The sequence below is a fragment of the Pseudomonas sp. V98_8 genome, from assembly GCF_029967975.1.
In the GTDB taxonomy this organism is placed as follows: Bacteria; Pseudomonadota; Gammaproteobacteria; order Pseudomonadales; family Pseudomonadaceae; genus Aquipseudomonas; species Aquipseudomonas umsongensis.
The window spans coordinates 1-13,574 of the sequence record NZ_JASCAE010000030.1; the positions used below are offsets into that span (position 1 = coordinate 1).

General features: G+C 62.5%; 10 protein-coding genes. 7 read left to right on the forward strand and 3 right to left on the reverse strand.

Annotated elements, in window-relative coordinates; genetic code table 11:
• Positions 1-173: 173 nt before the first annotated feature.
• Positions 174-1,172 (reverse strand): bile acid:sodium symporter family protein, encoded by a 999-nt coding sequence (locus tag QLG10_RS08465; protein ID WP_282486787.1) that lies wholly within the window; start codon positions 1,170-1,172, stop codon positions 174-176.
• Positions 1,173-1,327: 155 nt separating this feature from the next.
• The gene (locus QLG10_RS08470; protein ID WP_188264064.1) at positions 1,328-1,720 is read right to left on the reverse strand and encodes a GFA family protein; all 393 of its coding nucleotides are present in this window, start codon (positions 1,718-1,720) and stop codon (positions 1,328-1,330) included.
• Between the two features lie 206 nt (positions 1,721-1,926).
• On the opposite strand from QLG10_RS08470, the gene QLG10_RS08475 reads away from it, so the two are divergent.
• The 5 genes from QLG10_RS08475 (at position 1,927) to QLG10_RS08495 (ending at position 10,071) form a co-directional block, all read left to right on the forward strand.
• Positions 1,927-3,300 carry a glutamine synthetase family protein gene (locus tag QLG10_RS08475; protein ID WP_020796416.1) on the forward strand — a complete coding sequence of 458 codons (1,374 nt, stop codon included), beginning with the start codon at positions 1,927-1,929 and terminating at the stop codon, positions 3,298-3,300.
• Between the two features lie 7 nt (positions 3,301-3,307).
• Positions 3,308-4,699 carry an aldehyde dehydrogenase family protein gene (locus QLG10_RS08480; RefSeq protein ID WP_110751205.1) on the forward strand — a complete coding sequence of 464 codons (1,392 nt, stop codon included), beginning with the start codon at positions 3,308-3,310 and terminating at the stop codon, positions 4,697-4,699.
• A 3-nt stretch (positions 4,700-4,702) separates the two neighbouring features.
• Complete coding sequence (locus QLG10_RS08485) at positions 4,703-5,866, forward strand: iron-containing alcohol dehydrogenase (protein ID WP_282486797.1); 1,164 nt, start codon at positions 4,703-4,705, stop codon at positions 5,864-5,866.
• Between the two features lie 211 nt (positions 5,867-6,077).
• Positions 6,078-7,631 (forward strand): amino acid permease, encoded by a 1,554-nt coding sequence (locus QLG10_RS08490; RefSeq protein ID WP_110751461.1) that lies wholly within the window; start codon positions 6,078-6,080, stop codon positions 7,629-7,631.
• A gap of 313 nt (positions 7,632-7,944) precedes the next feature.
• Entirely contained in the window at positions 7,945-10,071 is a 2,127-nt protein-coding gene (locus tag QLG10_RS08495) for a TonB-dependent receptor (protein ID WP_282486800.1), read from the forward strand.
• Positions 10,072-10,323: 252 nt separating this feature from the next.
• On the opposite strand, the gene QLG10_RS08500 is transcribed toward QLG10_RS08495, so the two are convergent.
• Positions 10,324-11,109, reverse strand: coding sequence for a FadR/GntR family transcriptional regulator (locus QLG10_RS08500; RefSeq protein ID WP_033043139.1), 786 nt, complete (start codon positions 11,107-11,109; stop codon positions 10,324-10,326).
• A 162-nt stretch (positions 11,110-11,271) separates the two neighbouring features.
• Between QLG10_RS08500 and QLG10_RS08505 the strand changes: the two genes are divergently transcribed.
• Both QLG10_RS08505 and denD read left to right on the forward strand, forming a co-directional pair.
• Positions 11,272-12,582 (forward strand): MFS transporter, encoded by a 1,311-nt coding sequence (locus QLG10_RS08505; protein ID WP_110751201.1) that lies wholly within the window; start codon positions 11,272-11,274, stop codon positions 12,580-12,582.
• Between the two features lie 15 nt (positions 12,583-12,597).
• Positions 12,598-13,572 carry a D-erythronate dehydrogenase gene (denD, locus tag QLG10_RS08510; RefSeq protein ID WP_110751199.1) on the forward strand — a complete coding sequence of 325 codons (975 nt, stop codon included), beginning with the start codon at positions 12,598-12,600 and terminating at the stop codon, positions 13,570-13,572.
• The last annotated feature ends 2 nt before the right edge of the window (positions 13,573-13,574 follow it).

Sequence of the window (13,574 nt, forward strand, 5' to 3'; positions counted from 1 at the left end):
CCAACGCATGGCAGGATCAAAACCTGCTGCCTTACCGCTTGGCGACGCCCCTGTAGCTGCTACCTGGAGAGCCGTGGATGGCCCCCTGCAGGAATGGGCGGCAATTTATCAACTTTCTTGCCGCCTGGGAACCCCCCTGCATCATTATTTTATTTTAAAACAGCGACTTACCATCAAGGGTCGACCTGTGCCATCAATTCAGGCACCGATTCAGGGCGATTGGCGAACCGCTGGGCCAGCACCGCACAGACCATCAACTGAATCTGGTGGAACAGCATCAGCGGCAGGATCAACACGCCGATGGTGCTGCCGGCGAACAGCACCTGGGCCATCGGTACACCCGTGGCCAGGCTTTTCTTCGAACCACAGAAGAGGATGGTGATGCGGTCTTGCTGGTTGAAACCCAAGGCCTTGCCCAGCACGGTGGACGCCAGCAACACCAACCCCAAAACCACACAACAGGCGACCACCAGCCCGGCCAGGTCGCGCAATGGAATCTGGTGCCAGATGCCTTCGATCACCGCTTCGCTGAAAGCGCCGTACACCACCAGCAGGATCGAGCCCTGATCGACAAATTTCAGCCAGCCCTTGTTGCGTGCGACCCAGGCGCCGATCCAGCGGCGAGCGATCTGCCCGGCAATGAACGGCAGCAACAACTGCACGCTGATCTTCACGATGGCGTCGAAAGTCGAGCCGCCCTCGCCGTGCACGTCCAGCAGCAAGGTCACCAGTAATGGCGTAAGAAAGATCCCGAACAGACTGGACGCTGCCGCACTGCAAATCGCCGCCGGAATGTTGCCTCGCGCCAACGAGGTAAAGGCAATCGCCGACTGCACCGTGGCCGGCAACGCGCAGAGGTAGAGCATGCCCATGTACAGGTCGGCGCCGATCATCGGCGACAGCACAGGCTTGAGCGCCAGGCCGAGCAGCGGGAACAGGACGAACGTCAGGCCAAAGACCAGCAAGTGCAAGCGCCAGTGGCCGGCGCCGGCAATGATCGACTCGCGGGACAGCTTTGCGCCGTGCAGGAAAAACAGCAGCGCGATAGCGCAATTGGTCAACCAGCCGAAGCCCACGGCCACCTGGCCACTGGCGGGCAGGAGGCTGGCGAGAAGGACCACGCCGATCAGGGTCAGGGTGAAGTTATCAGGCAAGAAACGGGGGCGGGTCATCGGGATCATCCAGGCGGCCGGGAACGTGCGACCACAATAGCGCGCGCCCTGATTGCCGGCTAACGCTAACAAGCCAGGAGATATCGCCTAACGGACAGGGCGACGCGCTGATCTTCTGTAGGAGCGAGCATGCTCGCTCCTACAAGCCATATCATTTAGCCGTCACATCGGCCGGTGCCCTCTCGATCGTGCTTGTAGTGCCGTGCGAGCGGGAACGCCGGCAACCAGGACTCGCGCCGCACCGTCCAGCTTTCATAGGTTGGCTTCAACTGGTCAGGGGCATCGAGCGAGCCCAGGTTCACTTCGATTTCGTCGTCGCTGCGGGCAAACACCGACGAGCCACAGCGCGGACAGAAATAGCGCCCGGCGTAGTCGCGCGTTTCGCCCTCGATCATCACCGCGTCCTCAGGGAATATCGCCGAGGCGTGAAAGAGCGCACCGTGGTGCTTGCGGCAGTCGAGGCAGTGACAGAGGCCGACCCGATAGGGCTGCCCCGACGCCACAATCCGCACATTGCCGCACAGGCAACCGCCAGTAAATCGCTGCATGCCGCACCTCCTCTTCAACAATTTGAAAGTCGATCGTAGAGGGTCACACACCCTGCGCAGCAAAAACTTGCGAAAAGCGACAGTAGGCTAAGCTTACCTCAGCTTATTGCCTACGATGCTCGCGGCGGCAGTTGTTGGTTTTATCTGGAGAGCGTCTGCAACAGCTATCTCAGACAGGCCCAAACAATTTGCGCAGGATTGCCGTGATGACCGAGCCGTTCCTCAGTTTTGACCAACTCAAGCGTGCTGCCGCCTCTGGCGAGATCGATACCGTACTGGTGTGCATGGTCGACATGCAGGGGCGCCTGGTTGGCAAGCGCTTCCAGGTCGAGTTTTTCATCGACAGCGGCCATGAAGAAACCCACTGCTGCAATTACCTGCTGGCCGACGACATCGACATGGAGCCGGTGCCCGGCTATGCCGCCGCCAGTTGGAGCAAAGGCTACGGCGATTTCGTGCTCAAGCCCGACATGCGCACCTTGCGCAAGGTGCCCTGGCTTGAGTGCACGGCGCTGGTCCTGTGTGACGTGCTGGACCATCACCATCGAGAGGACCTGCCCCACAGCCCGCGGGCGATCCTGAAAAAACAGGTCGAGCGCCTGCGTGAACGCGGCTACACCGGCATGTTTGCTTCCGAACTGGAGTTCTACCTGTTCGACGAGAGCTACGAGGCCATCCACAAGCGCAACTATCACAAGCCGAAAACCGCCGGGCACTACATAGAGGATTACAACATCCTGCAGACCACCCGCGAAGAGCCGGTGCTGCGGGCGATTCGCAAGCATCTGCAGGCCAGCGGCATTCCCGTGGAAAACTCCAAGGGTGAATGGGGCCCGGGCCAGGAAGAAATCAACATCCGTTACGCCGACGCGATGACCATGGCCGACCATCACGTCATCATCAAGCATGCGTGCAAGGAGATCGCTCAATTGCAGGGCAAGGCGATCACCTTCATGGCCAAGTGGCGCTATGACGCCGCCGGCTCCAGCAGCCACATCCACAACTCGCTGTGGGACAAGAACGCCAAGAAACCGCTGTTCTTCGATGCCAAGGCCGAGTTCGGCATGTCCAAGCTGATGCGTGCCTGGGTGGCCGGGCAGCTCAAGTACGCCAACGACATCACCTGCTTTCTTGCGCCCTACATCAATTCCTACAAGCGCTTCCAGGCCGGCACCTTCGCCCCTACCCGCGCGGTGTGGAGCCGGGACAATCGCACCGCGGGCTTTCGCTTGTGCGCCGAGGGCAGCAAATCGATCCGTATCGAATGTCGCATTGGCGGTGCCGATCTCAACCCTTACCTGGCCTTCGCCGCCTTGATCGCCGCGGGGCTGGCAGGCATCGATGAAAAGCTCGAGCTCGCCGCGCCCTTCGAGGGCGATGCCTACGTAGACGAGCATTTGCCCGAGGTTTCCAAGACCTTGCGTGAGGCGAGCGCCGCATTGCAGAAGTCGAGCATGTTGCGCGAGGCGTTCGGTGACGAGGTCATCGATCACTACGTACACACCGCCGAATGGGAACAGAAGGAGTACGACCGGCGGATTACCGATTGGGAACTGCAGCGCGGTTTCGAGCGCTATTGAGATTGCCATGACCAAGACGATTCAACTCATCTCCCCGGTCGATGGCCGGGTTTATGCTGAACGTCCCTGCGCCGATACCGGCCAGCTCTATCGGGCACTGGAGGCGGCGGCCGATGCCCAGGCGCAGTGGAAACGCCGGCCACTGAACGAACGCGCGGGCATTTGCAGCGCAGCGGTGGACGCAATGCTGGCCATGAAGGATGACATCGTCCCGGAACTGGCCTGGCAGATGGGCCGACCGGTGCGTTTCGGCGCCGGCGAACTGCGCGGTTTCGAAGAACGCGCACGGCACATGATCGCCATTGCGCCTGATGCGCTGGCAGCGGTGGAGCCGGTGCCTGTCGCGGGTTTCAAGCGCTATATCAAGCGCGAACCGCTGGGTACGGTGCTGGTGATCGCCCCGTGGAATTACCCTTACTTGACGGCAGTCAACTCGGTCATTCCGGCGCTGATGGCTGGCAACGGCGTCATCCTCAAACACGCTTCGCAAACCCTGCTGGTGGGTGAGCGTTTCGCTGAAGCTTTTCGTCGGGCGCATCTGCCTGAAGGGTTGTTCCAGAACCTGGTGCTTGAGCACGCCTCGACTGCGCTGGCCATTGTCTCCGGCGACATACAGCAGGTGAATTTCACCGGCTCGGTGGAGGCCGGCAAGATCGTCCAACAGGCGACACTCACAGGCTTCATCGGCACCGGCCTGGAGCTCGGCGGCAAGGACCCTGCCTACGTTCGGGCCGATGCCGACCTCGAACACGCGGTGGAAAACCTGGTGGACGGCAGCTTCTTCAACTCGGGACAAAGTTGTTGCGCCGTGGAGCGCATCTATGTCGATCAGGCAATCTATCCTGCCTTCATCCAGCGTTTCGCCGAATTGACCCGCCAGTACGTGCTGGGCAATCCATTGGACCCCGCCACCACCCTCGGACCGATGGTCAATCCACAAGCGGCCGATTTCGTGCGCGGGCAGATCGCCGAGGCATTGAGTGAGGGCGCCACGGCGCTGATCGACGCGCAAGCCTTCGCCGCCGATGTGCCCGGCAGTGCCTATCTGGCCCCGCAAGTGCTGGTGGATGTGAACCATCGGATGTCGGTGATGCGCGATGAAAGCTTCGGGCCAGTGGTCGGCATCATGCCAGTTGCCGGCGACGACGAGGCCGTCGCCTTGATGAACGACAGTGAGTTCGGGCTCAGCGCGTCCATCTGGACCCGGGACCTGGCCGCCGCCGAACGCCTGGGCGAGCAGATCGAAACCGGCACCCTGTTCATGAATCGCTGCGACTACCTGGACCCGGCCCTGGCCTGGACAGGGGTCAAGAACAGTGGGCGCGGCGTGACCCTTTCCCGCTTGGGATACGAACACCTGACCCGCGCCAAATCCTTCCATCTGCGCCACGAGATCTGAGCCATGAGCCTGACTGGAAACTGGAACTACCCCACGAGCATCCGCTTCGGTGTCGGCCGCATCGCGGAACTGGCCGAGGTCTGTCGCAGCCAGGGGATCCAGCGCCCGCTGCTGGTCACCGACAGCGGTCTGGGGCGTGCGTCGATCACCACGGCTGCGCTGGACGCCTTGCGCGATGCAGGGCTGGGCGCCGCGCTGTTCTGCGACCTCAAGCCCAACCCGGTCGAAGCCAACCTGGCAGGCGGGCTCGACGCCTGGCGCGCGGGCAACCACGATGGCGTGGTGGCCTTTGGCGGAGGCAGCGGCCTGGACATGGGCAAGCTCATCGCCTTCATGAGTGGCCAGACCCGCCCGGTCTGGGATTTCGAAGACATCGGCGACTACTGGACCCGCGCCGATGAAAGCCGCATTGCCCCGGTCATCGCGGTGCCGACCACTGCGGGTACGGGCTCGGAAGTGGGCCGCGCGGCGGTGATCATCGACGATCGTACCCACACCAAGCGCATCATCTTCCACCCGAAAATGATGCCGCGCGTGGTCATCAGCGATCCCGCCCTGACCGTCGGCATGCCGGCCAAAGTCACCGCAGGCACAGGCATGGACGCCTTGGCGCACTGCCTGGAGTCGTACTGCGCCCCTGGTTTCCATCCCATGGCCGATGGCATTGCGGTCGAAGGCATGCGCCTGGTGAGCAATGCCCTGGTGCGCGCCGTCCACACCCCTTCGGACCTCGGTGCACGCGGGCAAATGCTGGCGGCGGCAGCGATGGGCGCCACTGCATTCCAGAAAGGCCTGGGCGGGATGCACGCCCTCGCGCATCCGATCGGCGCCCTGTATGACACCCACCACGGCATGACCAACGCCACCCTGATGCCCTACGTGCTGAAGTTCAATCGTCCGGCCATCGAGGAACGCATTACACGCCTGGCGGCGTACCTGCACCTGCCCTCCCCGGGCTTCGACAGCTTCCTGGCCTTCGTCCTCAAATTGCGCAAGGACATCGCCGTGCCACATACGCTGTTCGAGCTGGGGGTGGACGACCAGCAAGCCGACCTGATCGCCGACATGGCGGTGGTCGACCCGTCGGCCGGCGGCAACCCGCTGCCTTTGACCCGGGCCGGTGTAGCGGAAATTTTCCAGGCGGCCCTCCACGGCCGCCTTCTGTAGGAGCGAGCACGCTCGCGATGGACCTCAACGATAACGCGGGGAACCTGACGCCCCGAGTAATCGTTAACCTCCATCGCGAGCATGCTCGCTCCTACACAAAAGCAGGCAGGTTTCACCAATAGGAAACAGGAGCAGTACGACAAGGGGTTGAAAGCCAATCCATCCGGAGCGCCGGATGGCTGCGTATCAAAACCTGAAGGGGCACACGACAATGAACCCAGCAAGCCAGCCCGGCACCGACGCGCACGACGATGACGTCAAGGTGCTGCACAGCATGGGCTATGCCCAACAGCTCTCGCGACGAATGGGGGTTTTCTCCAACTTTGCGATTTCCTTTTCGATCATCTGCATCCTTTCCGGTGGCATCAACTCACTGGCCCAGGGCACCTCGGGCGCCGGCGGTGCCTCGATCGGTATTGGCTGGCCGATCGGTTGCCTGATTTCCGGCGTGTTCGCCCTGGCCATGGCGCAGATTTCCTCGGCCTACCCCACCGCAGGCGGCCTGTATCACTGGGGCTCGATCCTCGGCAACCGTTTTACCGGCTGGCTCACGGCCTGGTTCAACCTGCTGGGGCTGGTCACGGTGCTGGGGGCGATCAACGTCGGCACCTATTACTTCTTTTTCGGCGCCTTTGGCCCCACGCTGGGCATGGAAGACACCACCACGACCCGGGTGATTTTCCTGGCGATCCTCACCGGTCTCCAGGCCCTGTGCAATCACCTGGGGATCGGCCTGACCGCCAGGCTCACTGATTTCTCCGGCTACCTGATCTTCGCCACCGCACTGGCGCTGACCATCGTCTGCCTGATCTCGGCCCCCAGCTACGAATTCTCGCGACTGGTGACCTTCGGCAACTACTCCGGCGCAGCGGGCGGCGGTGTCTGGCCGGAAGTCTCCAACGGCTGGGTCTTCATGCTCGGCCTGCTGCTGCCGATCTACACCATCACTGGCTACGACGCCTCTGCCCACACCTCGGAGGAAACCCGCAATGCGGCCATGTCGGTGCCGCGGGGCATGGTCATGTCGGTGGTCTGGTCGCTGCTGTTCGGCTGGGTGATGCTCAGCGCATTCGTGCTGATGTTGCCGAGCATGGACGAAGCGGCCAAGCAGGGCTGGAGCGTGTTCTTCTGGGCCATGAATACCCAAGTCAACCCGCTGCTCAAGGACGGCTTGTACGTGGCGATTTTCATCTCGCAGGTGCTCTGTGGCCTGGCGACCGTAACCTCGGTTTCACGCATGATCTTCGCGTTTTCCCGCGATGGCGGCCTGCCTTGCTCCAAAGCCTTGGCCTCGGTTTCGCCGACCTTCCGCAGCCCGGTGGCAGCCATCTGGACCGGTGCCACACTGGCGGTGCTGTTCGTCTGGGGATCGTCGGTGATATCGATCGGCGAAACACCGGTCTACACCATCGTGGTCTCCTGCACAGTGATCTTCCTGTTCTTCTCATTCATTATTCCCATCGTGCTGGGCCTGTTTGCCTACGGCACCTCGAAATGGCCGACCATGGGGCCGTGGAACATGGGGCGCTTCTGGTACACGCTGTTCGCCCTGCTCTCGGTCCTGTCGATGGTGATCATTTTCGTCATCGGCATCCAGCCACCGAACGACTGGGCGCTGTACATCACCATCGGCTTTTTGGTGTTGACGGCTATCGTCTGGTTCGGTTTCGAAGCGCGACGCTTCCAGGGACCGCCGGTGGGCGACGTGATCCTCAAGCGCCAGGCTGAAATCGCGGCGGCGGAAGCGGCGTTGAACAAACGCTGAAACAACCGCGACTGCCTACCTGTAGGAGCGAGCATGCTCGCGAAAAACCAGAGGGCGCCGCGGGGCATCTGGTTCAACGCGTTATCGTTCACGACCATCGCGAGCATGCTCGCTCCTACAGTGAACCTTGCGCCTGTTCGACAGTAGGCGCCCTCCCGCAGCGCGACGACATGGACGGTCGCCATTTCACGCCAGGCTCGCCCCTGCCGATAAGCCTGATCCTGGCGCAACAGCAAAATCATCATGTGCTCCCTCCGTTCTTTCATGCGTCGCAGACTTCACTGCCCGTATCCCCCTGTCTGGAGTTTTCTCAATGCCCTCGCCCCAATCCCTGTCCGCCGCGTTGCTGGGCCTGGCCCTTGTCTGTCCGGCGATCGCCCAGGCCCAGAGCCTGGAGTTGGGGCAAGTGCTGATCGGGGCCGACAACCCGAGTGACGAGGACCAGGGGATCGAGGACGCCAAGGCGCGGCTCGAACAGGTACCCGGCGGCACCAACGTGGTCGACATGCGCCGCCCCCTGCAGGGCCGGGTAGCGAGCAATCAGGATGTGCTGGCTTATCAGCCAGGCATCTATGCCCAGTCGGCAGGCAATGAAGGCGTGAAGATCTCGATCCGCGGGTCGGGCATCAACCGTGCGCCGGGCGCCCATGCCTCGGGCCTGTACGCCATGCTCGACGGCCTGCCGCTGACCGGTCCCGGCGGCACACCCTATGAGCTGCTGGAACCGCTATGGCTTGACCATGTGGAGGTGCTGCGCGGCGCCAACGGTTTCGACCGCGGTGCCCTGGCCTTGGGCGGGGCCATCGATTACGTCAGCCATACCGGCTACAACGCACCGCGCTTGCAGGTGCGCTATGCCACGGGCAGCCACGGTTATCAGCAACGCCAGGTCAGCTCCGGGCAGGTGCTGGGCGATTTCGACTACTACTTGGCCTTGACCGACGCTCGCGCGGACGGCTATCAGGATCACACCGCCAGCGAGAGCCAGGGCGTCATCGCCAACTTCGGCTATCGCTTCAACCCGAACCTGGAAACGCGCTTCTACCTGCGCTACCGCCAGACCGACAACGACCTCGCCGGCCGGGTCACCAAACACTCCATCGAGCACGACCCGCGCGCGGCCAACCCTGCCTACGTGGCGCGCGACGATCGCCGCGAACAGCCGGGCAGCACCTTTATCGGCAACAAGACCACCTGGTTCATCGATGACGATTCGAGCATCCAGGCCGGCCTTGCCTACCATGACTACCCCATGGACTTGCGCGAAGGTCCCAACCGCCTGAAGGTGGCCTACACGGATGTCAGCGGCACCCTTGACTACAAGCGTCGCGACACCCTCTGGGGCCTGCAGAGCCAAAGCACCCTGGGCCTGCGCGTGACCAAGCACCTGCCCAACGCCGGCGCCAGCGAACAGGTGCGCATCCCCACCGGCAACACGGCCGGTTATGCGCCGGGCACGCCCATGCGCAACTTCACCTACCAGGGCTCGGACAGCGTCCTGCACGCGGGCAATGACCTGGAGATTGCCGACGACCTGTGGCTGACCACGGGCCTGGCGGCCATCTACACCCGCCGCGAAAGCGCGGTGACCTACCCGCAAGGCGGTGGCAAGACCAGTCAGGGCGACTGGGACTATGCCCCGCGCCTGGGGCTGCGCTACCAACTGACACCTGACCTGCAACTGTTCGGCAATCTCAGCCGTTCGGTCGAGGCACCGCACCCCTGGTCGCTGATCTACAGCTCCAACATTCGCTTCCCGGCCGGCGGCGGCCCCGCCACGGGTACCCAGCGCGATCCTATCGAGCTGCAAAACCAGACGGCGACCACCCTGGAGCTGGGCGGTCGCGGCGACAGCGCGATGGGCCAATGGAGCCTGGCCTGGTACTACGCCCAGGTGCGCCACGAATTGCTCTCGGTGTTGCCGGATGCCAACGCCACCACGCCTTACGAACTCAACGCCAGCCCCACCGTGCACCAGGGCGTGGAAGCCAGCCTGTCGAGTAACCTGTGGTCGGGTAACGATGGCGGTCAACTGAGTCTGCGCCAGAGCTATACCTTCAGTGACTTCCACTACGAGGACGACGAACGCTTCGGCGACAACCGCCTGCCAGGCCTGCCGATGCACTACTACCAGGGCGAACTGCGTTACGACTGGCCCCAGGGATTCTTCGCCGCGCTCAACGCGCAATGGGTGTCCAAGGTCGCGGTCGATTACGCCAACAGCTACTACGCCGATCCCTACGCGCTGTTTGGCGCGACCCTGGGCTACAACGCGCCCAAGGGTGACTGGCAGACCTGGGTGGACATGCGCAACCTGACCGACAAGCACTACGCCGCCACTGTCACGCCGGGCTACGACGACAAAGGGTTGGACGCGGCGCGGTCGACGCCGGGTGAAGGTATGGGGGTGTATATCGGGGTGTCGTGGAGCCTGCTGTAAGACATTGGCAGGAAGTCCGGCCCCCAGCTTTTGTAGGAGCTGGCTTGCCAGCGATGAGGCCAGAAAGGTAAATGCAATATTCGAGGACGCCACCGCCGGCAAACCGGGCTCCTACAGGCCAGCGGTGATCACGACGCCTCGCCCGGCGTTAACAAATACCGTAGGAACCAGGCTTGCCGGCGAAGCGGGCCGAAACGTCAGCGCAACATTCTACGCAGCCTTCGCCGGTAAGCCGGGCCGTTACAGATCAGGCTAAGAGGTTCTCGCCCCCGGATTCTGCCAGAACGCAGGATCGGCACTCTTGAGCCGCTCGACCGCATTGTTGATGTGGTTGAGGGCGGCATGGCGCGCGCCTTCAGGGTCTCGTGCGGCGATGGCTTCGTACACGGCAGAGTGTTCGACATGCACCGTCCTGGCCAGGTCGTGGCGGCGTTCCTCGTTGGAGCGGGTGATGCGGATCGCTTCCTTGATGTACTGAGCGATGAACTCGTGCAGTGACGGGTACAGCGGATTGCCCGTTGCCCTGGAAATGGAGTGATGGAACGCCAGGTCTTCCTCGACGCCATCGCGCCCCGCCTGCTCGGCGGCATCGATGGCCTTGAGCGCTTGGTGGATGGCCTCCAGTTGTGCTGGTGAATGCCGCTGTGCCGCCAATGCTGCTGCCTCCCCTTCTATACCGCGGCGCAGTTCGGTAACCCGCAATACCGCCTCGATCGAGCCGCTGACATCCAGGTCGATGGTGAACGCCTTGATGTGCGCGCCTTCGCTGACGACGGTACCGCTGCCTTGGCGGACCTCCACCAGCCCGGCTGATTTGAGGCGCGAGATCGCCTCGCGGATGACCGTCCTGCTCACCCCGAATCGCTCCGAGAGCACGGGCTCGGTGGGCAGGCGAGCGCCCGGCAGCACTTCACCATTGGCGATATAAGCCTTCAGGGCCGCCGTCACCTGATCGGACAGCGTGCCCTTGGCGGAGTCCTTCAGAACGGCCAGCGCCTCGGCGGAACAGGGGGATTTGTCAGGAGTGGGCATAGGCATCTCTGGGCTCAAATCGGTGAACGGTACTGCATTTTAGATCCGTCGTCCTCTTTGGATTCTGCGCCTTGAATTCGTATGACGTATTATGATAAAAAACCGATCTTCATGTAAGTCCGATAAAAACAACGTCACCCACTACAAAAATAAGGATGGGGGAAACACATGACTGAATCTGTGATTCAAACCGGTGCCATCGCGCCCGCCGATCGCTTCGAGGACCTTGCATATCGCAAAGCCGCGTGGCGGATCCTGCCGTTGTTGTTGCTGTGCTACCTCGTCGCTTATCTGGATCGGGTGAACGTGGGTTTCGCCAAATTGCAGATGTCCGACGATCTGCAATTTTCCGAAGCCGTCTACGGTCTCGGCGCAGGGATTTTCTTCATTGCCTATTTCCTCGTGGAAATTCCCAGCAACCTGATCCTGCATCGTGTCGGTGCGCGGTTGTGGATCGCGCGCATCATGATCACCTGGGGCATCATCTCCTCGGCCATGGCCCTGGTCAGTACGCCGATGTCCTTCTACATCATGCGCTTCCTGCTGGGCATCGCCGAGGCCGGGTTCTACCCGGGCGTCATCCTTTACCTGTCCTACTGGTTCCCGACCCATCGCCGCGGCAAGATGTACGCCCTGTTCGCCACGGCCGTGCCGCTCTCGGGACTGATCGGTGCGCCCCTGTCCGGCTGGATCATGAGCGCCTTCAACGGTGACCATGGGTTTGCCGGCTGGCAATGGCTGTTCTTCCTTGAAGGGCTGCCCTCGATTGCCGTCGGCATCCTAGTGATCTTCTGTCTCAGCGACCGCATCTCCAGTGCCGGCTGGCTCACCCGGGAAGAGAAAACCCTGCTGCAGACCCGTATCGACGCCGAAACCGCTGGCCATCAAACCCACAGCCTCAAAGAGGTGTTCCTGCAGCCGCGCATCTGGCTGCTGACAGGCATCTACTTCTGCATGATTGCTGGCTTCTACACCGTGGGCTTCTGGTTGCCGACACTGATCCGCCAGGCCGGCGTCAGCGATGTCTTGCAGGTCGGCATGCTCACCGCCATCCCTTATGCCGCCGCCGCGATGACCATGATCCTGGTGTCGCGTAGCGCCGACCGGTTGCGCGAGCGTCGCTGGCACCTGGCGCTGACTGCGGTGCTGGGCGGTGTCGGCCTGTTCATCTCTGCCACCTGGAGCGACAACTTCACGATTTCGATGATCGGCCTGACCCTGGGTTCCATGGGGGCCATGAGCACCCTGCCGCTGTTCTGGAGCCTGCCAACGGCCTTCCTCGGCGGCACCGCCGCAGCCGCCGGCATTGCCCTGATCAACTCCTGGGGCAACCTGGCGGGCTTCGTCTCGCCGTACCTGATGGGCTTCCTCAAGGACACCACCCACAGCACCACGATCGGCATGTATGTGATGGCAAGCGCGTTGTTCCTCGGCGCCCTGCTGGTCTTCAAAATTCCCGGAAAACTCGTCAACCGCTGACGTTTGGAGCAACTCATGAAAATTCTCGTGACCGGTGCAGCCGGCTTCCTTGGCCGCCGTCTGATCGAAGCCCTGCTGCTGCGCGGCTCGCTCACCGACCGTGCAGGCCAGCCCCAGCCCATCGGGCAAATCGTCGCCTTCGATATGGTCGCGCTCGAGGGCATCGATGATCCTCGGGTAACGGTGGTGTGTGGCGACATCGCCAACCCTGAAGTGCTGGACAGCCTTATCGACGCCAGCACCGACAGCATCTTCCATTTGGCTGCGGTGGTTTCCAGCCAGGCGGAGGCCGACTTCGAACTGGGCATGCGCATCAACTTCACCGCGACCCAGAACATGCTCGAACGCATTCGCCTGCTCGGCACCTGCCCGAAATGGGTGATGACCAGCTCCGTCGCGGTATTCGGCGGGCAACTGCCGGAACGCGTGCGCGATGATCAGGTCTGGGCACCGCAGAGTTCCTATGGCACGCAAAAAGCGATGAACGACCTGCTGCTCGCCGACTACAGCCGGCGCGGTTTTGTCGATGGCCGCAGCCTGCGCATGCCGACCATCGTGGTGCGCCCGGGCAAACCCAACCTGGCCGCTTCCAGCTTCGCCAGCGGGATCATCCGCGAACCGCTCAATGGCCAATCCAGCGTGTGTCCGGTACCCCTCGATACGCGGCTCTGGCTGATGTCGCCAGCGCAAGCGATCGCCAACCTGATCCATGGCCATGAACTGGCCGGCGAGCAGATGACCGAGGGTCGGGTGATCAACATGCCGGGCCTGTCGATTACCGTCGAACAGATGATCGATGCCCTGCGCGAGGTCGCTGGTACGGAAGTGGCCGCGCGGATCAGCCTGGAGCGCAATCCGGCGATCGAGCGCATCGTCGGTTCGTGGCCGGGGTCCTTTTGTGCCACCTATTCCCGGGACCTGGGCTTCACCGCAGATGAAGATTTGCGCGCTGTGATCAAGCAGTACATGACTGATTATCTGCCCGGATGAGG

Bases quoted from the DNA above. Each gene is read 5' to 3' on its own strand.
- QLG10_RS08500 (WP_033043139.1), bottom strand. From the start codon at position 11,109: ATGCCTATGCCCACTCCTGACAAATCCCCCTGTTCCGCCGAGGCGCTG.
- QLG10_RS08485 (WP_282486797.1), top strand. From the start codon at position 4,703: ATGAGCCTGACTGGAAACTGGAACTACCCCACGAGCATCCGCTTCGGT.
- QLG10_RS08470 (WP_188264064.1), bottom strand. From the start codon at position 1,720: ATGCAGCGATTTACTGGCGGTTGCCTGTGCGGCAATGTGCGGATTGTG.
- QLG10_RS08475 (WP_020796416.1), top strand. From the start codon at position 1,927: ATGACCGAGCCGTTCCTCAGTTTTGACCAACTCAAGCGTGCTGCCGCC.
- QLG10_RS08505 (WP_110751201.1), top strand. From the start codon at position 11,272: ATGACTGAATCTGTGATTCAAACCGGTGCCATCGCGCCCGCCGATCGC.
- QLG10_RS08465 (WP_282486787.1), bottom strand. From the start codon at position 1,172: ATGACCCGCCCCCGTTTCTTGCCTGATAACTTCACCCTGACCCTGATC.
- denD (WP_110751199.1), top strand. From the start codon at position 12,598: ATGAAAATTCTCGTGACCGGTGCAGCCGGCTTCCTTGGCCGCCGTCTG.
- QLG10_RS08480 (WP_110751205.1), top strand. From the start codon at position 3,308: ATGACCAAGACGATTCAACTCATCTCCCCGGTCGATGGCCGGGTTTAT.
- QLG10_RS08495 (WP_282486800.1), top strand. From the start codon at position 7,945: ATGCCCTCGCCCCAATCCCTGTCCGCCGCGTTGCTGGGCCTGGCCCTT.
- QLG10_RS08490 (WP_110751461.1), top strand. From the start codon at position 6,078: ATGAACCCAGCAAGCCAGCCCGGCACCGACGCGCACGACGATGACGTC.